Consider the following 23,304-nt stretch of genomic DNA (forward strand, 5'->3'; position numbering starts at 1 on the left):
GTGCAAGATGTCTCGTGTAGGTAAAATGCCTGTTGCACTGCCGAATGGCGCGGAAGCGACCATCACTGCAGCGCACATCACCGTCAAGGGCCCGCTGGGCTCGCTGACGCAGCCGCTGACCAACAAGGTCAAGGTGGCAAACAACAATGGCTCGCTGAGCTTCGAAGTGGCTGATGACAGCCGTGAAGCGAATGCGATGTCCGGCACCCTGCGTGCCCTGGTCAACAACATGGTCAACGGCGTCACCAAGGGCTTCGAAAAGAAGCTGACGCTGGTTGGCGTGGGCTTCCGTGCACAGGCGCAAGGCGACAAGCTGAACCTGTCGCTGGGCTTCTCGCACCCCATCGTTCACCAGATGCCTGCAGGTATCAAGGTTGAGACCCCGACCCAGACCGAAATCCTGATCAAGGGTATCGATCGCCAGGTGGTTGGCCAGGTCGCCGCAGAAATTCGCGCGTACCGCGAACCCGAACCCTATAAGGGCAAGGGTGTTCGCTACGCTGACGAAGTGGTGACGCTCAAAGAAACCAAGAAGAAGTAATAGGGGTTGATGATGGATAAGAAACAATCTCGTCTGCGCCGCGCGACGCAAACTCGTGCCAAGATCGCAGAACTGAAGGTCAATCGCCTGGCCGTGCATCGTACCAATACGCACATTTACGCCAGCGTCATCGGTCCTGATGCAAACGTGCTGGCTTCGGCCTCCACCCTGGAAGCGGAAGTTCGCGCCCAGCTGGCTGGCCAGTCGGGCAAGGGCGGCAACGCCGCTGCCGCGGCACTGATCGGCAAGCGCGTTGCGGAAAAGGCCCTGAAGGCGGGTGTGACCGAAGTCGCATTCGACCGTTCCGGTTTCCGTTATCACGGTCGCGTCAAGGCGTTGGCTGAAGCTGCGCGTGAAGCCGGCCTGAAGTTCTAAGGATAATCATCATGGCAAAAATGCAATCGAAAACGCAAAGCGACAAGCCTGATGACGGCATGCGCGAAAAGATGATCGCGGTCAACCGCGTCACCAAGGTGGTGAAGGGCGGCCGTATTATGGGTTTCGCTGCGCTGGCAGTGGTTGGTGACGGCGATGGCCGCATCGGCATGGGCAAGGGCAAATCGAAGGAAGTGCCTGTCGCCGTGCAGAAGGCAATGGAAGAAGCCCGCCGCAAGATGATCAAGGTCACCTTGAAGAACGGCACCCTGCATCACACCGTGATCGGCAAGCACGGCGCATCGTCGGTTCTGATGTCGCCGGCCAAGGACGGTACCGGCGTGATCGCCGGCGGCCCGATGCGCGCGATCTTCGAAGTGATGGGCGTGACCAACGTGGTGGCTAAGTCGACCGGTTCGACCAACCCCTACAACATGGTGCGTGCTACCCTCGACGGTCTGTCGAAGATGAACACTCCGGCTGAAGTTGCTGCCAAGCGCGGCAAGTCGGTCGAAGAAATCCTGGGCTAAGGTGATTCAGATGGCTAACACAATCAAAGTCAAGCTGGTCAAGGGTCTGATCGGTACTCGTCAGGATCACCGCGCAACCGTGCGCGGTCTGGGTCTGCGTCGCGTCAACTCGGTTGCCGAGCTGGAAGACACCCCATCGGTGCGCGGCATGATCAACAAAGTGTCCTATCTTGTGAAAGTGGTGTCGTAAGCGTCAGCTTGCGAACGGAGCGAATCATGCAATTAAACACAATCCAACCCGCAGAAGGCGCAAAGCACTACAAGCGTCGCGTCGGTCGTGGTATCGGTTCGGGCCTGGGCAAGACTGCCGGCCGCGGCCACAAGGGTCAGAAATCGCGTTCGGGCGGTTTCCACAAGGTCGGTTTCGAAGGCGGCCAGATGCCTTTGCAACGTCGTCTGCCCAAGCGCGGCTTCAAGTCGCTGGCAACGCCGTACAAGGCTGAAGTGCGCCTGTCGGACCTGGAAAAACTGCCCGTCGCCGAGATCGATGTGCTGGCACTCAAGCAAGCCGGCCTCGTGTCGGAACTGGCTCGTGTCGTGCGTATCATCAAGGCTGGCGAATTGACCAAGAAGGTAACCGTCAAGGGCCTGATCGCTACCAAGGGTGCCAAGGCTGCAATCGAAGCCGCTGGCGGTTCTGTTGGCGAGTGATCCGGGCTCGGAGCATTAATTGGCAACTACTCCTCAAATAGCGAAAGGCGCCGCCAAAGGCTTCCCATGGGGCCGTTTGTGGTTCCTGCTGGGAGCGTTGGTCGTCTATCGCATCGGTGCGCATATCCCGGTTCCGGGTATCGACCCGACGCAGCTGGCCCAATTGTTCAAGCAGAACCAGGGCGGCATCCTGGGCATGTTCAACATGTTCTCCGGTGGTGCTCTGTCGCGTTTCACGATCTTCGCACTGGGGATCATGCCGTACATCTCGGCATCGATCATCATGCAGCTGCTGTCGGTAGTTTCGCCGCAGCTGGAGGCGTTGAAGAAAGAGGGTGAAGCCGGTCGTCGCAAGATCACGCAGTACACGCGTTACGGCACCCTGGTGCTGGCGACGTTCCAGGCGCTGGGCATTGCAGTGGCGCTGGAGTCGCAAGCCGGCCTGGTGCTGGATCCGGGCCTGGCGTTTCGCCTGACTACCGTGGTGACGCTGGTTACCGGCACGATGTTCCTGATGTGGCTGGGTGAGCAGATTACCGAACGTGGTCTGGGCAACGGCATCTCGATCATCATCTTCGCTGGTATCGCGGCTGGTTTGCCGAATGCTCTGGGTGGTTTGTTCGAACTGGTCCGTACGGGTTCGATGAGCGCCTTGTCGGCGATCCTGATTTGCGTGATCGTGGCGCTGGTGACCTTCCTGGTGGTGTTCATCGAACGCGGCCAGCGCAAGATCCTGGTCAATTATGCCAAGCGTCAGGTCGGCAACAAGATCTACGGCGGCCAAAGCAGCCATTTGCCGCTGAAGCTGAACATGGCAGGCGTGATCCCGCCGATCTTCGCATCGTCGATCATCCTGTTCCCGGCGACGATCACCAGCTGGTTTACGTCGGGCGACACGTCGAATCCCTTCATTCGTTTCCTGAAGGATCTGGCGGCATCGATGGCGCCGGGCGAGCCGATCCATGCTCTGTTGTATGCGGCGGCCATTGTGTTCTTCTGCTTTTTCTATACCGCGCTGGTGTTCAACAGCAAGGAAACGGCAGATAACCTGAAGAAGAGTGGTGCATTTGTTCCGGGTATCCGCCCGGGCGACCAGACGGCGCGTTACATCGACAAGATCCTGACGCGTCTGACACTGGCTGGTGCGGTCTATATCACGCTGGTCTGTCTGTTGCCCGAGTTCCTGATTGCCCGCTGGAAAGTGCCGTTCTACTTCGGTGGCACATCGCTCTTGATCATCGTGGTCGTGACCATGGACTTCATGGCTCAGGTGCAGAATTATGTAATGTCGCAGCAGTACGAATCGTTGCTTCGCAAGGCTAATTTCAAAGGCGGCATGACTCCGCGTTAAGCGGACCCGGTTCCAATGGAAGAAGACGGGAATGGCAAAAGACGATGTTATTCAGATGCAAGGCGAGATTCTGGAAAATCTCCCTAACGCGACATTCAGGGTTAAGTTGGAAAACGGGCATGTTGTACTCGGCCATATTTCCGGGAAGATGCGGATGAACTATATCCGCATCCTGCCAGGCGATAAGGTAACGGTGGAACTGACGCCTTACGATTTGAGCCGGGCACGTATCGTGTTCCGTACCAAGTAACAGTGAATCGAACCTAGTATTGAAAGAAAGAGGGCCACAATGAAAGTGCTCGCATCAGTGAAGCGGATCTGCCGCAACTGCAAAATCATCAAGCGCAATGGCGTCGTTCGTGTGATCTGCACCGAACCCCGCCACAAGCAGCGCCAAGGTTAACTTAACGTTATTGATCGAGGAATAACGCATGGCACGTATTGCAGGGGTCAACATCCCCAACCATCAGCACACCGTGATCGGCCTGACCGCCATCTATGGTATTGGCCGTCCGCGCGCAGAAGACATCTGTGTCGCAACCGGCGTTCCGACCAACAAGAAGGTCAAGGACCTGGACGATAACGAGCTGGAAAAGCTGCGTGACGAAATCGCCAAGTTCGTCGTGGAAGGCGATCTGCGCCGTGAGTTGTCCATGAACATCAAGCGTTTGATGGACCTGGGCTGCTACCGTGGCCTGCGTCACCGTCGCGGTCTGCCGGTGCGTGGCCAACGTACCCGTACCAATGCCCGCACTCGCAAGGGTCCGCGCAAGGCCGCTCAATCGCTGAAGAAATAATCCCGGCAGGCGCTAGTCACTGGTCGGATTCAAGGAAATCATTATGGCAAAGTCCCCCAACAACGCAGCAGCATCGCGTGTTCGTAAGAAAGTAAAGAAGAACGTTGCTGAAGGTATCGCGCACGTTCACGCTTCGTTCAACAACACCATCATCACGATCACCGACCGCCAGGGCAATGCCCTGTCGTGGGCGACTTCGGGTGGTGCTGGCTTCAAGGGTTCGCGCAAGTCGACTCCGTTCGCTGCCCAGGTCGCTGCTGAAACAGCCGGCAAGGTTGCGATCGAATGCGGCATCAAGAACCTGGAAGTGCGTATCAAGGGTCCGGGCCCTGGCCGTGAATCCGCCGTGCGCGCCCTGAACAACCTGGGCATCAAGATCACCCAGATCCAGGACGTGACTCCGGTTCCGCACAACGGCTGCCGTCCGCCGAAGCGCCGTCGCATCTAAGTTGTACGCATTTATGTAGTATAATCTTGCGCTTTGCGGGATTCGGCTGAAAAGCCCCCCCACGAAACGCCGGAAACCACCCGCCAATGACCTTGGCGGGTTTTGTTCTTAAGACCACTGTCTGATCCTGCGCATTTTTTGCGTATGCAGATCAGACTAGCGTCCGGCTGTACGGGACGTCATTCAATAAAGGAAATACTGTGGCACGTTATATCGGACCCAAAGCAAAACTCTCCCGCCGCGAAGGCACCGACCTGTTCCTGAAGAGCGCACGCCGCTCGCTGGATTCCAAGTGCAAGCTGGATTCCAAGCCAGGCCAGCACGGCCGCACTTCGGGCGCCCGCACCTCCGACTACGGCAACCAGCTGCGCGAAAAGCAGAAGGTCAAGCGCATGTACGGCGTCCTCGAGCGTCAGTTCCGCCGCTACTTCGCTGAAGCCGACCGCCGCAAGGGCAACACCGGCGAAAACCTGCTCAAGTTGCTGGAATCGCGCCTGGACAACGTCGTCTACCGCATGGGCTTCGGCTCGACCCGCGCTGAAGCGCGTCAGCTGGTCTCGCACAAGGCGCTGACCGTCAACGGTATCGTCGTCAACATCGCTTCCTACTCGGTCAAGGCCGGCGACGTCATCGCCATCCGCGAAAAGGCCAAGAAGCAAGTGCGTATCGCTGAAGCCCTGTCGCTGGCTGAGCAATCCGGTTTCCCGTCGTGGGTTGCCGTCGATGCCAAGAAGCTGGAAGCGACCTTCAAGTCGTCGCCGGACCGCAGCGAAATCGCCAATGACGTCAACGAATCGCTGATCGTCGAATTGTATTCGCGTTAATCCGTAGCACTCAGTATCTCCGTGCCCACCATCAGGTGGGCATTTTTCCGAACTGCCATCAGCCTTATCGGCGTAACGAGCCGAGGGTATTGAAAAGGACATTTCATGCAAAACAGTTTGTTGAAGCCCCGCATCATCGAAGTGGAAGCAATCGCTCCCGGTCACGCCAAGGTCGTGATGGAGCCGTTCGAGCGCGGTTACGGTCACACCCTGGGCAATGCGCTGCGTCGCGTGCTGCTGTCGACCATGACCGGCTATGCGCCGACCGAAGTCACCATCGCCGGCGTGGTCCACGAGTATTCCTCGCTGGACGGCGTGCAAGAAGACGTGGTCGACATCCTGCTGAACCTGAAGGGCGTGGTTTTCAAGCTGCACAACCGTGACGAAGTCACCCTGACCCTGAAGAAAGAAGGCGAAGGCGTGGTGCTGGCATCGGATATCGACCTGCCGCACGATGTCGAGCTGATCAATCCGGATCACGTGATCGCCAATCTGACCGCCGGCGGCAAGCTGGACATGCAGATCAAGGTCGAGAAGGGCCGCGGCTATGTGCCGGGCAACGTTCGCCGCCTGTCGGAAGATACCAACAAGACCATCGGTCGCATCATCCTGGACGCATCGTTCTCGCCAGTGCGCCGCGTTTCCTACGCCGTCGAATCGGCGCGTGTGGAACAGCGTACCGACCTGGATAAGCTGGTCATGAACATCGAGACCAACGGCGTCATCACTCCGGAAGAAGCGATCCGCCAGTCGGCCCGCGTGCTGGTTGACCAGCTCAACGTGTTTGCCGCCCTGGAAGGCACCGAAGCGACCGCCGAAGCGCCGTCGCGCGCACCGCAGGTCGATCCGATCCTGCTGCGTCCGGTCGACGACCTGGAGCTGACCGTGCGTTCGGCAAACTGCCTGAAGGCCGAGAACATCTACTACATCGGCGACCTGATCCAGCGCAGCGAAAACGAATTGCTCAAGACCCCGAACCTGGGTCGCAAGTCGTTGAACGAAATCAAGGAAGTCCTGGCTTCGCGTGGCCTGACCCTGGGCATGAAGCTGGAAAACTGGCCGCCTGCCGGCCTGGAGAAGTAATTCTGATGCTAACGGCCGGCGAGTATTTCAGCCGGCCGTAGCGGCAAGAAATAAAGCAGTACCTGTTGTTCATTCGTTTGTTTTTCGTCATTTACCGGTCCGCGAGCGGGTCAGCCAAGCTGGCTTTGCCGATAGAAGAACTGGATCAAAACTGTTATCTGAAAGGAAATCATCATGCGTCACCGTCACGGTCTCCGTAAACTGAACCGTACTTCGTCCCACCGTCTGGCAATGCTGCGCAACATGACCGTTTCGCTGCTGCGCCACGAAGCCATCAAGACCACCCTGCCGAAGGCCAAGGAACTGCGCCGCGTCGTCGAGCCGATCCTGACCCTGGGCAAGACCGACACCCTGGCCAACAAGCGCCTGGCATTCAACCGCCTGCGCGACCGCGAAATCGTCGGCAAGCTGTTCTCCGAACTGGGCCCGCGCTACGCTACCCGCAATGGCGGCTACCTGCGCATCCTGAAGATGGGTTTCCGTCAAGGCGACAACGCCCCGATGGCATTCGTCGAACTGGTTGACCGTCCGGAAGTCAGCGACGATGCAGAAGTCCAGACCGCCGAATAATTCCGGTTGTCACAATTAAAAAAGCCAGGCATTGCCTGGCTTTTTTGTTTCTGCGGCCGGCGGGCGGATGAGTGTGCCGCCCGCCGATGCGCTGCAACTGTTCTTGACTTGAGCGGAGTGGCGGCACGCCCGCCGCAGATGTGGTTGAATATGGGACCGCATCTGCCGCGCAGCCCCACGTTCCCGCAGAGGCCGCCCATTTCATCCGCAGCCGCCATGCCTGGGCATCGCCGGGCCAGCATGGCAAAGGACCGCAGACATGACATCATCCTTATTGAACCAGCCGCTGCTGGTGTTGACCAATGTACCTGAGCAGGAGCTGGCGCAATCCCTGGCGCGCGCGCTGGTGGACGGGGGGCTGGCCGCCTGCGTCAACATCCTGGCGCCGGTGGCGTCGGTGTACCGCTGGCAAGGCCGGGTGGAACACGCGGTCGAGATTCCGCTGCTGATCAAGACCACGCAGGCGCGCTATGGGGAAGTCGAGCAGGCGATCTGCCGGGCCCATCCTTACGATGTGCCGGAAATCGTCGCGCTGCCGGTCGCGGCCGGCTTGCCGGCGTATCTGGGGTGGATAAGGGAAGAGACCGGCCAGCCCCTGCGCACCTAGAGCGCGTTTCTCGCCTGTCGATGTAACGCGTTCCACGATGAAGAATCCAATTTGAGCCGCATGAACAAAACCGAGAACCGTTTTTACCGTAGCATGCATCGCCTGCTGCTGAACATCCTTTGCCTGTTGCCGCTGGCGGCACTGCTGTCATTGAGCCCGGCCCGTGCCGCCGATGACTACCTGCCGCCGGAACAGGCCTTCCAGCTCAGCGCGCGCATGCTGGATGCCGCCACGCTGGAGCTGAGCTACCGGATCGCGGACGGCTATTACATGTACCGTGACCGCTTCCATTTCAGCGCCGAGGGGGCGACGCTGGGCGAGCCGCAATTCCCGCATGGTGTGACCAAGTACGACGAGAATTTCCAGAAAGAGGTTGAGACCTATCACCAGGCGGTGACGGCGCGCATCCCGGTGGCGGACGCGGCCGGCCCGTTCACCGTCAATGCGGTGTCGCAGGGCTGCGCCGACAAGGGCTTGTGCTATCCGCCGATGACGTTGAAAGTGAACCTGTCGCCGCAGGCAATCGGCACCGTGGTGCGGGCCGGCAGCGCGAGCGGGGCAGGCGATGAGGCGGCGTCGGCCGGCGGCGCCGATGTCGATGGCATCGCCGCGGTGCTCAAGGGCGGCAAGCTGTGGAGCATTCTCTCGCTGTTCTTCATCCTCGGCATCGGCTTGTCGTTCACGCCCTGCGTGTTGCCGATGGTGCCCATCCTGTCTTCCATCATCGTCGGCCAGCAAGGAACGGCCTCGGGCCAGGGACGCACCCGCAGCTTCCTGCTGTCGGTCGATTACGCGCTGGGCATGGCGCTGGTCTATACGGCGCTGGGCGTGGCCGCGGGCATGCTGGGAGAAGGCTTGTCGGCATATCTGCAGAATCCCTGGATCCTGGGCGCCTTCGCACTGCTGATGGCCGGCCTGGCCTTGTCCATGTTCGATGTCTATCAGCTGCAGGTGCCGGCCGCGCTGCAGTCGAAACTGTCGAGCGCTTCCGGCGGCGGCAGCGGCACATGGGTGGGCGTATTCCTGATGGGCGCCATTTCCGCATTGATCGTAGGCCCTTGCGTGGCCGCTCCCCTGGCCGGCGCATTGCTGTATATCAGCCAGAGCGGCAACGTGGTGCTGGGCGGCAGTGCATTGTTCGCCATGGCGCTGGGCATGAGCGTGCCGTTGTTGCTGATCGGCGCCTCCGCCGGCGCCTTGCTGCCGCGCGCCGGCGCCTGGATGGATGCCGTCAAGCGTTTCTTCGGCGTACTGATGCTGGGTACCGCGCTGTGGATGGTGGCGCCGGTGATCCCGGCCTGGCTGCAGGTCGCCGGTTGGGCCGCGCTCGGCATTGGGTATGGCGCCTACCTGCTGTGGTCGCGTCCGGCCGGCTGGCTGGCGCGCGCCTTCGGCCTGGCGTTCGCCGCGCTGGGATTGCTGCAGCTGGTCAGCGTGGCCACCGGCGGGCGCGATCCGCTGGCGCCATTGGCGCATCTGGCCGCGCCAGGGGCAACTGCCGCGCACACGGAGTTCGTGCGGGTGCGCTCATCGGCCGAGCTGGACGCCGCGCTGGCGCAAAATGCCCGCGGCGAGCGCCGGCCGGTGATGCTGGATTTCTATGCCGACTGGTGCGTCTCCTGCAAGGAGATGGAACGCTTCACCTTCACCGACGCCCGCGTGAAGGAACGCTTTAGCCGGATGCTGTTGCTGCAGATCGATGTCACCGCCAATAACGCCGACGACCGCGCCATGCTCAGGCGCTTCAACCTGTTCGGGCCGCCGGGCATCATGTTCTTCAGTGCCGACGGCAAGGAACAGGTTGGCAAGCGCGTCATCGGCTACCAGGACGCCGACCGTTTCCTGGCGGTATTGCAGGGCTTGTAAGGAAGTTTCGGGCTTAGGTAGATCATCATTGCGTCACGTTATTTGGTTACGTCTTAATAATTGTTGGACGAAGCCATCGCGCGAGCTATAGTCAATCTTCTGTTTTACCCTCACCCTCGAACAAGGAGACCGTTATGACACTGCGTCTGGGCGATACCGCGCCGGATTTCGAGCAAGAATCCTCGATCGGCAAGATCAAATTCCACGACTGGGCGGGCGATTCCTGGGTCGTGCTGTTTTCCCATCCGGCCGATTTCACGCCGGTCTGCACCACCGAACTGGGCCTGACCGCCAAGCTCAAGCCGGAGTTCGACAAGCGCAACGTCAAGGCCATCGCGCTGTCGGTGGACGGCGCCGAAGCCCACCAGCAATGGATCAAGGACATCGAGGAAACCCAGCAGACCGTGGTCGGTTTCCCCATCGTGGCCGACGTCGACAAGAAGGTTGCCGGCCTGTACGACATGATCCACCCGAACCAGTCCGAGACCGCCACCGTGCGCTCGCTGTTCGTGATCGACCCGAAGAAGAAAGTGCGCCTGATCATCACCTACCCGATGAGCACCGGCCGCAATTTCGATGAAGTACTGCGCGTGATCGATGCCCTGCAGTTGACCGACGGCTACACCGTGGCCACCCCGGGCAACTGGAAGGACGGCGACGACGTGATCATCCCGCTGACGGTCAAGGATGAGGAAGTGATCAAGCAGAAGTACCCGAAGGGCTACAAGGCGCCGCGCCCTTACCTGCGCATCACGCCGCAGCCGAACAAGTAAGCCGCTCGCTTCACGCGGACAAGAAAACGCTCCTTCGGGAGAAATGCCGTTCAGTTAAGTACTGAACGGCATTTTTGTTTGTGGAGTCCAGACTCCGTTCGCCCTGAGTAGCTGCGCAGCAGCGTATCGAAGGGCAGGCAAGGCCGCTGACGCTGGTGCGCTGGCTTCGATACGGCCCTGGCGGGCCTACTCAGCCCGAACGGACTCGGTGATGAGCGGTTCAGAATTGGCTTTAACGGGACGGCATTTCTCCATCGGGAGCGTTTTTTCATTGGAGGATGCATGCGTCCCAGGCAGCTCATGCGTCCGGGGACGGGGCGAGCGCCTGCGCGAAATCCTCGATGAACAGCCGCGCCACCGGCGACAGCTGGGTGCCGTGGCGCGTCACCAGCTGGTAGGGTTCGCTGCGCGTGTGCAACTGCAGCGGCAGGATGCAGGTCATGCCGAAGCGGGTGCAGAACTGCGCCACGTCCACCGACAGCAGTGCTACGAAGTGCGGATTCTTTTGCAGCAGCGAGAGCGTGGTGAAGGCCGAGGTGGTTTCCATCAGGTGCAGCGGAAAGCGCAGGTCGGCGTCGTGGAATTCGCGCTCCAGCGAGACCCGCATCGGCATGTTGGCCGAATACACCACCCAGCGCGAATCGGCCAGGTCGGACAGCTGCAACTCTTGCGCCTGCGCCAGCGGATGGTTGACGCTGGCCACGACCGCCAGCTGTTCATCGTGGATATTGAAGGCGTCGTACAGGTGCGGGCGCTGGCTGATGCTGGTGCGGCAGATCGCCATGTCCAGCCGGCCCTGGTCCAGCAGGCGCAGCAGGCGCGCGCTGGTGTCTTCGACGATTTCCACCGACAGCGAGGGCCGTTTTTCCAGCAGGCGCGTCAGCGCATCGGTCAACAGCGGCACCGCGCCCATGATGGTGCCCACCGCCAGCCGCCCGCCATTGCCTTGCATGATCGACAGCATTTCCTCGCGCAGGTGGGTCAGGTCGGTCTGGATCAGCCGCGCATAGCGGATCACGCAATGGCCCAGCTCGGTCGGTTCCAGCCCGCGGTTGGTGCGCACGAACAGTTGCGCGCCGAGGGTGCTTTCGATTTCCTGCAAGGCCTTGCTGGCGCCCGGTTGGGTCAGGGCGACCTGTTCGGCGGCCTTGAGCAGCGAACCGTGGTCGGACAAGGCGATCAGCAGGCGCAGCTGGCGCAGGTGCAGACGCGAGGTGATCGAAGCGAGCGAGGGCAGGGAAGTTTGCATGGCGGCGGGCCGTGGCGTCGGAAAATCCTCAGTATGACTGTTGGTTATGCCCATATCAACACCTCTCATTAGTCAAAGCGCCCGCATTGGCTTAGAGTCTGGCTTTCCAAACCAAGGCAGTAACGGGGAAAGCGGATCAATGTCCGGCTCCCCGCCAGGCCGGGCGCGAATCGGCCCTTGGTCTGACATCTATAAATCAAGGCTATGTGATGGCACTCATCAATTACATTACCCAGGTCCAGTTCGACTACGGCGTGCTGTCGCTCCTGCAGCAGGAATGCGAGCGCATCGGCATCAAGAAGCCGCTGGTGGTCACCGACATGGGCATCCGCAACGCCGGTATCCTCGACAAGGTACTGGGCCAGTTGAAGGACGGCGCGGCCGTCCCGGTGTTCGACCAGACGCCGCCCAACCCGAACGAAGGCGCGGTGCGCGCGGCCGTGGCGATGTTCCGCGCAGCCGGCTGCGACGGCATCGTGGCCGTGGGCGGCGGCTCCTCGATCGACCTGGCCAAGGGCGTGGCGGTATGCGGTACCCACGAAGGCACGTTGAAATCCTTCGCGCTGATCGAAGGCGGCCTGGCCAACATCACCGCCAAGACCACGCCGGTGATCGCCATCCCGACGACCGCCGGCACCGGCAGCGAAGTCGGCCGCGGCGCCATCCTGATCCTGGACGACGGCCGCAAGGTCGGCGTGCTGTCGCCGTTCATCGTGCCCAAGGTCGCCATCTGCGACCCGGAACTGACGCTCGGCCTGCCGCCGCTGATGACCGCCGCCACCGGCATGGACGCCATCGCCCACTGCCTGGAAACATTCATGGCGCCGGCGTTCAATCCGCCCGCCGACGGCATCGCGCTCGATGGCCTGTGGCGCGCTTGGGCGCATATCGAACGCGCCACCAAGGAGCCGGGCGACCGCGAAGCGCGCCTGAACATGATGAGCGCCTCGATGCAGGGCGCGATGGCATTCCAGAAAGGGCTGGGCTGCGTGCACAGCCTGTCGCACTCGCTGGGCGGCATCAATCCCAAGCTGCACCACGGCACCCTGAACGCCATCTTCCTGCCGGCCATCATCGCTTTCAACGAAAGCGCCGAGACCATGGTCAAGGACAACAAGATGGCGCGCATGGCGCATGCCATGGGGTTGAAGGACGGCGCCGCGATCGGTCCGGCCATCAAGGAGATGAGCCGTCGTCTCGGTTTGCCTGCCGGCCTGGGCGAGCTGGGCGTGAGCGCCGACATGTTCCCCAAGATCATCCAGGGCGCATTGGCCGACCACAGCCACAAGACCAATCCGCGCGTGGCCTCGGCGCAGGATTACGAACGCATGCTGCAGCAATCCATGTGATGCAACACAATAGACCCGTGCGGCACACGCCGTGCGGGAAGCTTAACCGGAACCAACCGGCCGTCCTCGCCAACACGAGGTGCGGCCCTTCGCGCGTGACCCGTCAGGGCAGCGCCAACGCACAGAGCAGGAGTACATCGTGAGCTTGAACATCCTCGGACACAACTACATCGGCGGTCAGCGCAGCGGCGAAGGCGACCTCCATCTGCACAGCATCGACGCCACCAGCGGCGCGATTTTCGAGATTCCCTTCGTGACTGCGACCGAGAAGGAAGTGGCGGCCGCCGTCCACGCGGCGGAGCAGGCCTACCCGGCGTTTCGCGCGACCACCTCGGAGCAGCGCGCCGCCTTCCTGGACGCGATCGCCGATGAGATCGACGCGCTGGGCGACGACTTCCTCGCCGCCGTCTCGCGCGAAACCGCGCTGCCGGCTACGCCCCGCCTGGCTGGCGAACGCGCCCGCACCAGCGGCCAGATGCGCCTGTTCGCCAAGGTCCTGCGCCGCGGCGACTTCTACGGCGCCCGTATCGACACCGCGCTGCCCGAGCGCAAGCCGATGGCGCGTCCCGATATCCGCCAGTACAAGATCGGCGTCGGCCCGGTGGCCGTGTTCGGCGCCAGCAACTTCCCGCTGGCCTTCTCGGTGGCCGGCGGCGATACCGCGGCCGCGCTGGCGGCCGGCTGCCCGGTAGTGTTCAAGGCCCACACCGGCCACCTGGTCACCTCTGAAATCGTGGCCGACGCCATCGAGCGCGCCGTCAAGAAGACCGGCATGCCGGCCGGCACCTTCAACATGATCTACGGCGACCGCGTCGGCGCCCAGCTGGTCAAGAGCGCCGCCATCCAGGCGGTCGGCTTCACCGGTTCGCTGCGCGGCGGCCGTGCGCTGTGCGACATGGCGGCGGCGCGTCCGCAACCGATCCCGGTGTTCGCGGAAATGTCGAGCATCAACCCCATCATCCTGATGCCCGAGGCGCTCAAGGGGCGCGGCGACGCCATCGCCAAGGATCTGGCCGGTTCCGTCACGATGGGCTGCGGCCAGCTGTGCACCAGCCCGGGCCTGCTGCTGGGCGTGAAGTCGCCTGAATTGACCGCCTTCATCGAGAAGCTGTCGGCCGCCTTCGGCGGCACCGCGCCGGCCACCATGTTGAACAGCGGCGGCCTGTCGCACTACAACAGCGGCGTGGCGCGCCTGACCCAACTGCCCGGCGTGAAGGTCATCGCCACCGGCGGCAGCAGCTACACCCAGGCCGTGCCGCACCTGTTCAAGGCCGAGGCTTCGCTGCTGTTCTCCAAGGAAGCGCCGCTGGAAGAAGAAGTGTTCGGCCCCTCGACCGTGATCGTCGAGCTGGAAAGCCGCGAACAGCTCATCGACTTCGCCGCCAACATGCATGGCCAACTGACCGCCACGCTGCAAGCCGAGATCGGCGACCTGCAAGGCAACCAGGACCTGATCGCGCTGCTGGAACAGAAGGCCGGCCGGCTGCTGCTCAACGGTTACCCGACCGGCGTCGAAGTGTGCGACGCGATGGTCCACGGCGGCCCGTACCCGGCCACCTCGGATGCGCGCGGCACTTCGGTCGGCACGCTGGCCATCGAGCGCTTCCTGCGCCCGGTGTGCTACCAGAACTACCCGGACGCGATGCTGCCGGCGCCGCTGAAGAACGCCAACCCGCTGGGCATTACGCGCCTGGTCGATGGCGAACTGACGCGCGCCGTCCTCGGCTGATTGTCGCAAGCATGATGGCATGCGCCTCGGCGCATGCCGGCAACACCTTCTCCGCACTCGCTTGCGGAGTCGCAACAAGAACACCACGCGAGAAATCCAAACGAACCGCGGCACGACGCCGTGGCGTTCACCCAGAGGAGGAGACTTTGAGGAAAAGCATCAAGCGCGCGGCGCTGTCCGCTGCCGTCTGCGCCCTGTTCGGCGCATCCCTGCCGGCGCAGGCCGCCGGCGATACCATCAAGATCGGTTTCATCACTGACCTGTCCGGCACTTACGCCGACATGGACGGCCAGGGCGGCGTCGAAGCCATCAAGATGGCCATTGCCGATGCCGGCGGCGCCATCAACGGCAAGAAGATCGAATTCGTGTTTGCCGACCACCAGAACAAGGCCGACATCGCCGCCAACAAGGCGCGTGAATGGTTCGACCGCGACGGCGTCGACATGCTGGTCGGCGGCGTGAACTCGGCCGCCAGCCTGGCCATGGGCAAGGTCGCCGGCGAAAAGAAAAAGGTCTTCATCTCGGTCGGCGCCGGCACCACGCGCCAGACCAACGAGGAATGCAACGCCTACACCATCCAGTACGCCTACGACACCACTGCGCTGGCGCGCGGCACGGGCGCGGCCATCACCAAGCAGGGCGGCAAGTCGTGGTATTTCGTGACGGCCGATTATGCGTTCGGCACTTCGCTTGAAAAAGACACCAGCGATGTGGTCAAGGCCGGTGGCGGCACCGTCGTGGGCCAGATCCGCGCGCCGCTGGCGACGTCGGACTTCTCCTCCTTCCTGCTGCAGGCGCAAGCCTCCAAGGCCCAGATCCTGGGCCTGGCGGTGGCCGGCGGCGACGTCATCAATGCCATCAAGGCGGCCAATGAATTCGGCGTGAACAAGACGATGAAGCTGGCCGGTCTCCTGATCTTCATCACCGATACGCATTCGCTGGGCCTGCAAGTCACGCAAGGCATGTACCTGACCGACGGCTGGTACTGGGACATGAACGACCAGTCGCGCGCATGGGGCAACCGCTACTTCGGCAAGATGAAGAAGATGCCGACGATGTTCCAGGCCGGCAATGCATCGGCCGTGGGCCAGTACCTGAAGGCGGTCAAGGCCGTGGGCAGCACCGACGCCGACAAGGTGATGGATTACCTGCGCAAGAACAAGATCAACGACTTCTTCACCTCTAACGGCGTAGTCCGTCCGGACGGCCGCATGGTGCACGACATGTACCTGATGGAAGTGAAAAAGCCGTCGGAATCCAAGCGTCCGTGGGATTACTACAAGCTGGTGCAGACCATTCCCGGCGAGCAGGCCTACATGACCAAGGCCGAGTCCAAGTGCGCGCTGTGGAAGTAAGGCAGCAATAGGTTCAGCCGGCGCTTCCGAGGAAGCGCCGGGCAGGTTTTGAGCAGAAAGTCTGATGTGGATCGGACCATGTTCGACGCATCCCGGGCGACCGGGGTGCGTTTTTTTTCGTCCTTGTCCTGTGCGGTACGCCGATCAGCTGCGGCGCGGCACCTGCGGGCGCATCGACACGCCCAGGCGGTTCCAGGCATTGATGATGGCGACCGCGAAGGTGATGTTGGCGATCTCGGTTTCAGTGAAGTGCTGCTTCATCAGCGCGAACGCGGCGTCTTCCTTGTCGGCGTCCGGGTTCTTCAGGTCGGTGAAGCGCTCTGCCCAGTTCAGCGCGGCGCGCTCCTGTTCGGTGAAGAAGGGGATTTCGCGCCAGGCGGCCAGGGTGTTGAGGCGCTGCTGGTTTTCGCCGGCCTTGAGCAGGTCGTGCGAATGCATGTCGGCGCAGAAGGCGCAGCCGTTGATTTGCGACACGCGCAGGAACACCAGTTCCAGCAGCTTGGGATCGACGCCGCTGGTGTGCACGGCCTCGCTGGCCTTGAGCAGGGCATTGAAGGCGGGGGCTGCGAGCTTGGTGTGTTGCAGGCGTTGCTTGAAGTCGGACATGGCAATTCTCCTGTGGGTTTGGAATCGACGCCGGCGCAAATCGCCGGCGTTCATCCATAAGACGGAGCGCCATGTCGGCTTGTGACAGTTTTTTTGAAAAAGCGGAAAAAGATTTTTTCAGGCGGCCAGGGTCTGGCGCGCGATCGCCGCCAGCTTGTCCGGATTGCGCACCACGTAGATTTCGCGGATGAGGCCGTTGTCGGTCTCCAGCACCTGGGCCGACTCCAGCTGGCCATCCACATAACGCAGCAAGCCCGGGCCGCCGTTGATCCAGGCCGGGCGATAGGCGATGCGCGCGCCGAAGCGGCGGATATTGGCGTAGTACAGCCAGGAAATGCGCGCGCCGGAGAACAGCGGATGCGGGAACGAGGACACCTTGCCGCCGCCGTCGCCGATCAGGCGCGCGTCTTCCGCCAGCAGACCCAGCATGGCCTCGCGCTCGCCGCTTTGCACCGCCTGCATGAATTTCTGCAGCAGGGTTTCATGCGCGGCACGGGAGATGGGGCTGGAGGCGGCGCGCAACGGCTTGCGCGGGGCGCCGCCGCGCTGGCCGGTATCTTCGTGCCGGGCCAGCCGCTCGCGCGCGCGATGCACCAACTGGCGGCAATTGGCTTCGCTTTTTTGCAGGATGGCGGCGATGTCGGGATAGTCGTTGTCGAACACTTCGCGCAGCAGGAAGGCGGCGCGCTCTTCCGGGTTCAGGCGTTCGAGCAGCAGCAGGTAGGCGAAGGAAACGTCGCTGTGCTGCTCCAGCAGCGCCTCGGGCGAAGGCGCCAGCATGGCGCTGCCGAACAGGTCGATCTCGGGCGCGGCGTCGGCCAGGTCGACCAGCGGTTCCGGCAGCCAGTGGCCGACGTAGGACAGGCGTTCCTGCCGGGCCTGGCGCAGGCGGTCGATGCACAGCCGTGTGACCACCGTGACCAGCCAGGCCTCGGCCGATGCCAGCGTCGCCGTGTCTTGCCCATGCCAGCGCAGCCAGGCGTCCTGCAAGACGTCGTCGGCGTCGCTGCGCGAGCCCAGCATGCGATAGGCCACGCCGAACAGGCGCGGCCGATGGCGGGTGAAGATATCGGTGTCGGCGCTGGCGCCCATGGCTGGCCGGGGCGGATCAGGCCTGCTTGAGCTTGCGCGCGATATCCAGCGCGAAGTAGGTCAGCACGCCGTCGGCGCCGGCGCGCTTGAAGGCCATCATGGCTTCCATCATGGTCTTGTCATGGTCGAGCCAGCCGTTCTGGGCGGCGGCCTTGATCATGGCGTATTCGCCGCTGACCTGGTAGGCGAAGGTCGGCACCTTGAACTCGTCCTTCACGCGGCGCACGATGTCCAGGTAAGGCATGCCGGGCTTGACCATCACCATGTCGGCGCCTTCCTGCAAATCCAGCGCCACTTCGCGCAGCGCTTCGTCGCTGTTGGCCGGGTCCATCTGGTAGGTGGCCTTGCTGCCCTTGCCGAGGTTGGCGGCCGAGCCGACCGCGTCGCGGAAAGGGCCGTAGAAGGCCGAGGCGTACTTGGCCGAGTACGCCATGATGCGGGTGTAGATGTGGCCGCGCTCTTCCAGCATGGCGCGGATGGCGCCGATGCGGCCGTCCATCATGTCGGATGGCGCAACGATATCGACGCCGGCATCGGCCTGGGTTTGCGCTTGCCTGACCAGCAGGGCGATGGTCTCGTCGTTGAGGATGTAGCCGCTCTCGTTGAGCACGCCGTCCTGGCCGTGGCTGGTGTAGGGGTCCAGCGCGACGTCGCACAGCACGCCCAGTTCGGGGAAGCGTTCCTTGAGCGCGCGCACCACGCGCGGGATCAGGCCGTCCGGGTTGGTGGCTTCGATGCCGTCGGGGGTCTTCAGCGCGGGATCGATCGCCGGGAACAGCGCCAGCACCGGCACGCCCAGCTTCACGCATTCTTCGGCCACCGGCAGCAGCGTATCGAGCGACAGGCGCTCCACGCCCGGCAGCGAAGGCACGGGCGTACGCAGCTTCTGGCCTTCCTGGACGAACACCGGATAGATCAGGTCGGCGGCGGTGATGACATTCTCGGCCATCAGGGCGCGCGAGAAGGCGTCGCGGCGCATGCGGCGCATGCGCAGGGCGGGGTAGGCGGCGGTAGTTTGCAGAGGGGTGGTGGAAACTGGCATGGCTTTCTTTCCGTTCAATGTGCTTCTAACTCACGTCAACTTGGAATAATTTCTAGGTAAATGTCGCTATGTTCTGAAAATTGAGGCTCTCGATGGGAGTTTCGAAACTTCCCATGGAGCGCCCAATCCTATGTGCAGGCAATTCGTTGCCTCCCGCTTCCCCTTCCCTCCCTGAGCGGGGCCGATCGCGCAAGCGAAAGGCGTTGGGCCTTGGAGATTGTTCCCCTTTCTCCAAGGCTTTTTTTTATGGCCGATGGCCTGCCTGTGTTTCGTCTCTTCCGTCTCTTGCTTCCTGTTTTTCGCCACGTTCCCGGGCTTATTCCGCAGCCGGGGGGATCTCTTCGCCCTGCTCGTCGGCGCCGGCCAATCCTGCCAGTTGCAGGATCCGGTCATTGGCTTCATCCAGGCCGGTACGCTTGAGCGCCGAGAACAACTGGGCCGTGAACGGGAACGGGTCGCCATTCGCATCGACATAGCTGGACAGGTAGGTCTGGGCCTGGCGCAAGGCATTGGTGGCGTCGTTGCGGTTGAGCTTGTCGGCCTTGCTGAGAATGCAATGGATGGGCTTGCCGGTCGGCGCGAACCACTCGATCATCTGGATATCGAGGTCGGTGAAGGGGCGGCGCGAGTCGACGATCATCACCAGCGCGGCCAGTTGCTGGCGCTGGCGCACATAGTCGCCCAGCAACGCTTGCCAATGGTGCTTGGCCGAGCCGGAAACCTCGGCGTAGCCGTAGCCGGGCAGGTCGACCAGCATGGCGCGGATCTCGTCGGCGCGCACTTCGTCATGGCGATGCTGGCCGACGTGGGCGCCGCCGATGGAAAAGTAATTGATATGCTGGGTGCGGCCCGGCGTCTTGGACGCGAAGGCCAGGCGTTTCTGGTTGCACAGCACATTGATGGCGGTGGATTTGCCTGCGTTGGAGCGGCCGGCGAAGGCCACTTCCGGCACATCGGTCTTGGGCAGATCCCGCAAATGATTGACGGTGGTGAAAAAGCGGGCTTGCCAAAGTTGCGACATAGGTGGGGCAGAAATCCGAAAGAGGGGCAAAAATGCAGAGAAGCTATTGTACAATGGGGCGCTACCTATTGCCGTGTTGACGTCAAGCAAACAAAAAAATGGCGGCCATCGGAGACAGGTCAAAAGACCGGCATTGGGTATGGGGGCCGCTAGCCGCCAGACGGGCAGAATCTCTGAATTTCACAACCACAATAAGTAAATTAGGGTGACGAATGAACCGTGCCTTTTCCCGAGTGTTGCAGACCGTGTTTGTTGCATTGCTGGCAGTTTCTTCCCAGGCATATGCAGCCGAAGAAAAGAAAGCAGTCGTCAAGGCCGATCCGGCCAAAGGTGAAGCGCTTTATACCAATGGCGACAATGCCCGCAATATCGTGGCTTGCGTCTCCTGCCACGGCGCAGCCGGCAATTCGACCATCACGCAAAACCCCAAGCTGGCCGGCCAGCATGAAGCCTACATCGCCAAGCAGCTGATGAATTTCCGCACGCCGGAGCGCAACAACCCGGTGATGTCGCCGCTGGCCAAGGCCTTGTCCGACGAGGACATCAAGAATGTCGCAGCCTACCTGGCAGCGCAGTCGCCCAAGCCGGGCGCGGCCAAAAACAAGGATACGCTCGAGCTCGGCAAGCACATCTGGCGCGGCGGCATCGCCTCCAAGAACGTGCCTGCCTGCGCCGGTTGCCACAGCCCGAACGGCGCCGGCATTCCGGCCCAGTATCCGCGCCTGGCAGGCCAGCATCAGGATTACACGGTGGCGGAGCTGACCAATTTCCGCGGCGGCAGCCGCAACAACAGCCCGCAGATGACGGCCATCGCCGAACGTTTGTCGGACAAGGAAATCAAGGCCGTGGCGGATTACATCGCCGGCCTCAAATAAGAATCAAGACCCTGTTGGCGATCCGGTACCAAAGAGGCGGCCCGCGTGCCGCCTCTTTTTTTGTGCACGGGCTGGATCGGGTTTGACGTAGCGCCGGCGTGTTCCCCGGGCTCGCATCGCCATGTGGCCATGCGCGGCCCCGGAAGGACTGGCGCATCCGGAAGCGGCGTGCGGAGGATGTCTTCCGGTCCGGCAGGTTCGCATTTCCCGGGGTGCAGGCTGCGCCAGATATGCGGTCTCAGATACCGGTGCTGCGCCGGTACGTATCACGGAGTTTCACCGGGAGCGGTAGAATCCGGGGTTGGCGATGCTTTGCTGTCCGGCAAGGCAATTGAAATGGATGCGGGACCGGCAAGCCGGATCCGGTAAGGCAGGAATATGACGACGGGCAGCAGTACCGAAGGGATTTTGATCAGGACCAGGCAGCGCTGGGTCAGCGATGCGGTCGAACTGGTGTCATCGATGCGCTTTGCGATCAGCTTGCTGACGTTGATCGCGGTCGCCTCGGTGATCGGCACCGTGATGAAGCAGAACGAGCCGATGCCGAACTACGTCAACCAGTTCGGGCCGTTCTGGTTCGAGGTCTTCAACAAGCTGGGCCTGTATGCGGTGTATTCGGCCTGGTGGTTCCTGCTGATCATGGGCTTCCTGGTGCTGTCGACCTCGCTGTGCATCGCGCGCAATGCGCCCAAGATGCTGCGCGACGTCAAGAGCTGGCGCGACAACGTGCGCGAGCAGTCGCTGCGCAACTTCCACCACAAGGCCGAATGGCGCAGCGCCGAACAGCCGGCGCAGGCCGCCGCGCGCCTGGCCCGGCAAGTCGGCGCGCGCGGCTACAAGGTCAAGCTGGTCGACAAGGATGGCGGCACGCTCCTGGCCGCCAAGCAGGGTGCGGCCAACAAATGGGGCTATATCTTCGCGCACGCGGCCATCGTCATCATCTGCCTGGGCGGCCTGCTCGACTCCGACTTGCCGATCCGTTTCCAGCAGTGGTTCTACGGCAAGCAGGCCTTCTCCGGCAACGGCATCATCTCGCAGATCCCGGAGCGCTACCGCCTGGGCATCGGCAACCCGACCTTCCGCGGCAACACGCTCATTCCCGAGGGCGCCAGCAGCAGTACGGCGATCATCCCCCAGCAGGACGGCGTGATGATCCAGGACCTGCCCTTCACCATCCAGCTCAAGCGTTTCATCATCGATTTCTATTCCACCGGCATGCCCAAGCTGTTCGCCAGCGAAGTGGTGGTGCGCGACCATGAGACCGGCCACGAGATCGCCGCCACCATCAAGGTCAACGAACCGCTGATCTACAAGAACGTGGCGATCTACCAATCCAGCTTCGAGGATGGCGGCACCAGGCTCAAGCTGGTCGGCTACCCGATGCGCGGCGCCGAGAACAACCGCTTCGACTTCGCCGGCGAAGTCAACGGCAGCACGCCGCTGGCCCAGGCGGCCGGAGACTACACCGTGGAGTGGACCGGCTTTCGCCCCTTCAACGTGGAAAACATGAACAGCGCCGGCAACGGCGCGGGCGGCGCTGCCGGCGGCGATGCGCGCGCGGTCAACATCGGCAAGACGGTGAACCAGGGCTTCATGGGCAGCCTCGACAAGCATCTCGGCTCCGGCGCCAAGAATGCCAACAACAAGGATTTCAAGAACGTCGGCCCCAGCATCCAGTACAAGCTGCGCGACAAGACCGGCCAGGCGCGCGAGTACTTCAACTACATGCAATCGATGCAGATCGACGGCGCCTACGTGTTCCTAGCCGGCATGCGCGAGCAGCCCGACCAGCCGTTCCGCTACCTGCGCATCCCGGCCGACGACAACGACAGCGTGGTTGAATGGATGCGCCTGCGCGCTGCGCTGGCCAATCCGGCATTGCGTGAAGAAGCGGCGCGCCGCTACGCCCGCCAGGCCATTTCCGGCGGCCGCGATACCCCGGCCGCGCTGCGCGAGCAACTGCAGCAATCGGCCCAGCGCGGGCTGGATATCTTCGCCGGCGATGGCAAGACCTCGGGTTTCATCGCCGTCACCCGGTTCCTGGAAAAGCTGCCGGCCGCCGAGCAGGAGAAGGCCGCCGATATCTTCATGAAGATCCTCAATGGCAGCATGTGGGAACTGTGGCAAGCCGCGCGGGCCAAGGATGGCTTGGCCCCGGTCGCCAGCGACGAGGCGCATGGCCGCTATCTGCAACTGGCGATCAACGCGCTGGCCGACGCGGCTTTCTATCCGGCGCCGGTGTTCCTGCAGCTTTCCGGCTTCGAGGAAATCAAGGCGTCGGTGCTGCAGGTGACGCGCTCGCCGGGCAAGAAGGTGGTCTACCTGGGCTGCCTGTTGCTGGTGCTGGGCGTGTTCGCGATGCTGTATATCCGCGAACGCCGCCTGTGGATCTGGATCAAGCCGCAAGAGGGCGGCCGGGGCAGCCATGCGCTGCTGGCCATGAGCACCCAGCGCAAGACGCTGGATTTTGAAAAGGAATTCGAGCAGATGAAAGCGGGGCTCGCGCCGGCCGCCGATTCTGCCTCCTGACGTTGCACAAAGCCGGCGCTGGCGTAGACAATAAGCCGGTT

General features: G+C 62.4%; 26 protein-coding genes. 21 read left to right on the forward strand and 5 right to left on the reverse strand.

Annotated elements, in window-relative coordinates:
* The first annotated feature begins 7 nt into the window (after positions 1–7).
* The 16 genes from rplF to FB597_RS15795 all read left to right on the forward strand — a co-directional run bounded on the left by rplF (position 8) and on the right by FB597_RS15795 (position 10,416).
* A complete protein-coding gene (rplF, locus tag FB597_RS15720; RefSeq protein WP_141917794.1) occupies positions 8–541 on the forward strand; it encodes a 50S ribosomal protein L6 in 534 nt (177 codons plus the stop codon).
* 12 nt (positions 542–553) lie between these two features.
* Positions 554–916 (forward strand): 50S ribosomal protein L18, encoded by a 363-nt coding sequence (gene rplR / locus FB597_RS15725; RefSeq protein WP_050469965.1) that lies wholly within the window; start codon positions 554–556, stop codon positions 914–916.
* A gap of 11 nt (positions 917–927) precedes the next feature.
* Positions 928–1,446: a 30S ribosomal protein S5 gene (gene rpsE / locus FB597_RS15730; protein ID WP_141917796.1), complete on the forward strand. Its 519-nt coding sequence runs from the start codon at positions 928–930 to the stop codon at positions 1,444–1,446.
* A 10-nt stretch (positions 1,447–1,456) separates the two neighbouring features.
* Positions 1,457–1,636, forward strand: coding sequence for a 50S ribosomal protein L30 (rpmD, locus tag FB597_RS15735; protein WP_050469963.1), 180 nt, complete (start codon positions 1,457–1,459; stop codon positions 1,634–1,636).
* 26 nt (positions 1,637–1,662) lie between these two features.
* A complete protein-coding gene (gene rplO, locus FB597_RS15740; protein WP_141917799.1) occupies positions 1,663–2,097 on the forward strand; it encodes a 50S ribosomal protein L15 in 435 nt (144 codons plus the stop codon).
* 19 nt (positions 2,098–2,116) lie between these two features.
* Positions 2,117–3,448 (forward strand): preprotein translocase subunit SecY, encoded by a 1,332-nt coding sequence (secY, locus tag FB597_RS15745; RefSeq protein ID WP_144770027.1) that lies wholly within the window; start codon positions 2,117–2,119, stop codon positions 3,446–3,448.
* Between the two features lie 31 nt (positions 3,449–3,479).
* Positions 3,480–3,698, forward strand: coding sequence for a translation initiation factor IF-1 (gene infA / locus FB597_RS15750; protein ID WP_005663428.1), 219 nt, complete (start codon positions 3,480–3,482; stop codon positions 3,696–3,698).
* A 39-nt stretch (positions 3,699–3,737) separates the two neighbouring features.
* Positions 3,738–3,851 (forward strand): 50S ribosomal protein L36, encoded by a 114-nt coding sequence (gene rpmJ, locus FB597_RS15755; RefSeq protein ID WP_006464913.1) that lies wholly within the window; start codon positions 3,738–3,740, stop codon positions 3,849–3,851.
* A 28-nt stretch (positions 3,852–3,879) separates the two neighbouring features.
* A complete protein-coding gene (rpsM, locus tag FB597_RS15760) occupies positions 3,880–4,245 on the forward strand; it encodes a 30S ribosomal protein S13 (RefSeq protein WP_040501720.1) in 366 nt (121 codons plus the stop codon).
* Positions 4,246–4,288: 43 nt separating this feature from the next.
* Entirely contained in the window at positions 4,289–4,693 is a 405-nt protein-coding gene (gene rpsK, locus FB597_RS15765; protein ID WP_050469922.1) for a 30S ribosomal protein S11, read from the forward strand.
* Positions 4,694–4,893: 200 nt separating this feature from the next.
* Complete coding sequence (gene rpsD / locus FB597_RS15770; RefSeq protein WP_141917803.1) at positions 4,894–5,517, forward strand: 30S ribosomal protein S4; 624 nt, start codon at positions 4,894–4,896, stop codon at positions 5,515–5,517.
* Positions 5,518–5,622: 105 nt separating this feature from the next.
* Positions 5,623–6,600: a DNA-directed RNA polymerase subunit alpha gene (rpoA, locus tag FB597_RS15775; RefSeq protein WP_050469919.1), complete on the forward strand. Its 978-nt coding sequence runs from the start codon at positions 5,623–5,625 to the stop codon at positions 6,598–6,600.
* 174 nt (positions 6,601–6,774) lie between these two features.
* Positions 6,775–7,170, forward strand: a complete 396-nt coding sequence (gene rplQ / locus FB597_RS15780; protein WP_050469917.1) for a 50S ribosomal protein L17 — start codon at positions 6,775–6,777, stop codon at positions 7,168–7,170.
* Positions 7,171–7,429: 259 nt separating this feature from the next.
* Complete coding sequence (gene cutA, locus FB597_RS15785) at positions 7,430–7,777, forward strand: divalent-cation tolerance protein CutA (protein ID WP_144770028.1); 348 nt, start codon at positions 7,430–7,432, stop codon at positions 7,775–7,777.
* 60 nt (positions 7,778–7,837) lie between these two features.
* Positions 7,838–9,643 (forward strand): protein-disulfide reductase DsbD, encoded by a 1,806-nt coding sequence (dsbD, locus tag FB597_RS15790; protein WP_144770029.1) that lies wholly within the window; start codon positions 7,838–7,840, stop codon positions 9,641–9,643.
* A 134-nt stretch (positions 9,644–9,777) separates the two neighbouring features.
* Positions 9,778–10,416: a peroxiredoxin gene (locus FB597_RS15795; RefSeq protein ID WP_144770030.1), complete on the forward strand. Its 639-nt coding sequence runs from the start codon at positions 9,778–9,780 to the stop codon at positions 10,414–10,416.
* A gap of 298 nt (positions 10,417–10,714) precedes the next feature.
* On the opposite strand, the gene FB597_RS15800 is transcribed toward FB597_RS15795, so the two are convergent.
* Complete coding sequence (locus FB597_RS15800; protein ID WP_141917809.1) at positions 10,715–11,665, reverse strand: LysR family transcriptional regulator; 951 nt, start codon at positions 11,663–11,665, stop codon at positions 10,715–10,717.
* Positions 11,666–11,874: 209 nt separating this feature from the next.
* Here FB597_RS15800 and FB597_RS15805 point away from each other — a divergent pair, with 209 nt between their 5' ends.
* From FB597_RS15805 to FB597_RS15815, 3 genes are all read left to right on the forward strand, one after another.
* Entirely contained in the window at positions 11,875–13,014 is a 1,140-nt protein-coding gene (locus FB597_RS15805) for an iron-containing alcohol dehydrogenase (RefSeq protein WP_144770031.1), read from the forward strand.
* Between the two features lie 139 nt (positions 13,015–13,153).
* Entirely contained in the window at positions 13,154–14,743 is a 1,590-nt protein-coding gene (locus FB597_RS15810) for an aldehyde dehydrogenase (NADP(+)) (RefSeq protein ID WP_144770032.1), read from the forward strand.
* A 146-nt stretch (positions 14,744–14,889) separates the two neighbouring features.
* Positions 14,890–16,098, forward strand: a complete 1,209-nt coding sequence (locus FB597_RS15815) for an ABC transporter substrate-binding protein (RefSeq protein ID WP_144770033.1) — start codon at positions 14,890–14,892, stop codon at positions 16,096–16,098.
* 144 nt (positions 16,099–16,242) lie between these two features.
* Here the strand turns inward: FB597_RS15815 and FB597_RS15820 are convergent, their stop codons facing one another.
* The 4 genes from FB597_RS15820 to yihA all read right to left on the reverse strand — a co-directional run bounded on the left by FB597_RS15820 (position 16,243) and on the right by yihA (position 19,859).
* On the reverse strand, positions 16,243–16,704 hold the full coding sequence (locus FB597_RS15820) for a carboxymuconolactone decarboxylase family protein (protein ID WP_141917821.1): 462 nt from the start codon (positions 16,702–16,704) through the stop codon (positions 16,243–16,245).
* 117 nt (positions 16,705–16,821) lie between these two features.
* On the reverse strand, positions 16,822–17,796 hold the full coding sequence (sigJ, locus tag FB597_RS15825; RefSeq protein ID WP_144770034.1) for an RNA polymerase sigma factor SigJ: 975 nt from the start codon (positions 17,794–17,796) through the stop codon (positions 16,822–16,824).
* Positions 17,797–17,812: 16 nt separating this feature from the next.
* Complete coding sequence (hemB, locus tag FB597_RS15830; protein ID WP_144770035.1) at positions 17,813–18,838, reverse strand: porphobilinogen synthase; 1,026 nt, start codon at positions 18,836–18,838, stop codon at positions 17,813–17,815.
* A 316-nt stretch (positions 18,839–19,154) separates the two neighbouring features.
* Complete coding sequence (gene yihA / locus FB597_RS15835; RefSeq protein WP_144770036.1) at positions 19,155–19,859, reverse strand: ribosome biogenesis GTP-binding protein YihA/YsxC; 705 nt, start codon at positions 19,857–19,859, stop codon at positions 19,155–19,157.
* A gap of 212 nt (positions 19,860–20,071) precedes the next feature.
* On the opposite strand from yihA, the gene FB597_RS15840 reads away from it, so the two are divergent.
* Both FB597_RS15840 and FB597_RS15845 read left to right on the forward strand, forming a co-directional pair.
* A complete protein-coding gene (locus FB597_RS15840) occupies positions 20,072–20,734 on the forward strand; it encodes a cytochrome c (RefSeq protein WP_141917832.1) in 663 nt (220 codons plus the stop codon).
* Between the two features lie 378 nt (positions 20,735–21,112).
* Complete coding sequence (locus FB597_RS15845) at positions 21,113–23,263, forward strand: cytochrome c biogenesis protein ResB (RefSeq protein ID WP_144770037.1); 2,151 nt, start codon at positions 21,113–21,115, stop codon at positions 23,261–23,263.
* Positions 23,264–23,304: the final 41 nt, after the last annotated feature.

Source organism: Herbaspirillum sp. SJZ099 (assembly GCF_007828355.1).
GTDB lineage: Bacteria > Pseudomonadota > Gammaproteobacteria > Burkholderiales > Burkholderiaceae_D > Herbaspirillum.

Bases quoted from the DNA above. Each gene is read 5' to 3' on its own strand.
- rplF (WP_141917794.1), top strand. From the start codon at position 8: ATGTCTCGTGTAGGTAAAATGCCTGTTGCACTGCCGAATGGCGCGGAA.
- sigJ (WP_144770034.1), bottom strand. From the start codon at position 17,796: ATGGGCGCCAGCGCCGACACCGATATCTTCACCCGCCATCGGCCGCGC.
- rpsE (WP_141917796.1), top strand. From the start codon at position 928: ATGGCAAAAATGCAATCGAAAACGCAAAGCGACAAGCCTGATGACGGC.
- FB597_RS15795 (WP_144770030.1), top strand. From the start codon at position 9,778: ATGACACTGCGTCTGGGCGATACCGCGCCGGATTTCGAGCAAGAATCC.
- FB597_RS15840 (WP_141917832.1), top strand. From the start codon at position 20,072: ATGAACCGTGCCTTTTCCCGAGTGTTGCAGACCGTGTTTGTTGCATTG.
- FB597_RS15820 (WP_141917821.1), bottom strand. From the start codon at position 16,704: ATGTCCGACTTCAAGCAACGCCTGCAACACACCAAGCTCGCAGCCCCC.
- rpmD (WP_050469963.1), top strand. From the start codon at position 1,457: ATGGCTAACACAATCAAAGTCAAGCTGGTCAAGGGTCTGATCGGTACT.
- rpoA (WP_050469919.1), top strand. From the start codon at position 5,623: ATGCAAAACAGTTTGTTGAAGCCCCGCATCATCGAAGTGGAAGCAATC.
- rplR (WP_050469965.1), top strand. From the start codon at position 554: ATGGATAAGAAACAATCTCGTCTGCGCCGCGCGACGCAAACTCGTGCC.
- FB597_RS15845 (WP_144770037.1), top strand. From the start codon at position 21,113: ATGACGACGGGCAGCAGTACCGAAGGGATTTTGATCAGGACCAGGCAG.
- rpmJ (WP_006464913.1), top strand. From the start codon at position 3,738: ATGAAAGTGCTCGCATCAGTGAAGCGGATCTGCCGCAACTGCAAAATC.
- dsbD (WP_144770029.1), top strand. From the start codon at position 7,838: ATGAACAAAACCGAGAACCGTTTTTACCGTAGCATGCATCGCCTGCTG.
- rpsM (WP_040501720.1), top strand. From the start codon at position 3,880: ATGGCACGTATTGCAGGGGTCAACATCCCCAACCATCAGCACACCGTG.
- infA (WP_005663428.1), top strand. From the start codon at position 3,480: ATGGCAAAAGACGATGTTATTCAGATGCAAGGCGAGATTCTGGAAAAT.
- yihA (WP_144770036.1), bottom strand. From the start codon at position 19,859: ATGTCGCAACTTTGGCAAGCCCGCTTTTTCACCACCGTCAATCATTTG.
- cutA (WP_144770028.1), top strand. From the start codon at position 7,430: ATGACATCATCCTTATTGAACCAGCCGCTGCTGGTGTTGACCAATGTA.
- rplO (WP_141917799.1), top strand. From the start codon at position 1,663: ATGCAATTAAACACAATCCAACCCGCAGAAGGCGCAAAGCACTACAAG.
- hemB (WP_144770035.1), bottom strand. From the start codon at position 18,838: ATGCCAGTTTCCACCACCCCTCTGCAAACTACCGCCGCCTACCCCGCC.
- rplQ (WP_050469917.1), top strand. From the start codon at position 6,775: ATGCGTCACCGTCACGGTCTCCGTAAACTGAACCGTACTTCGTCCCAC.
- rpsK (WP_050469922.1), top strand. From the start codon at position 4,289: ATGGCAAAGTCCCCCAACAACGCAGCAGCATCGCGTGTTCGTAAGAAA.
- FB597_RS15805 (WP_144770031.1), top strand. From the start codon at position 11,875: ATGGCACTCATCAATTACATTACCCAGGTCCAGTTCGACTACGGCGTG.
- FB597_RS15800 (WP_141917809.1), bottom strand. From the start codon at position 11,665: ATGCAAACTTCCCTGCCCTCGCTCGCTTCGATCACCTCGCGTCTGCAC.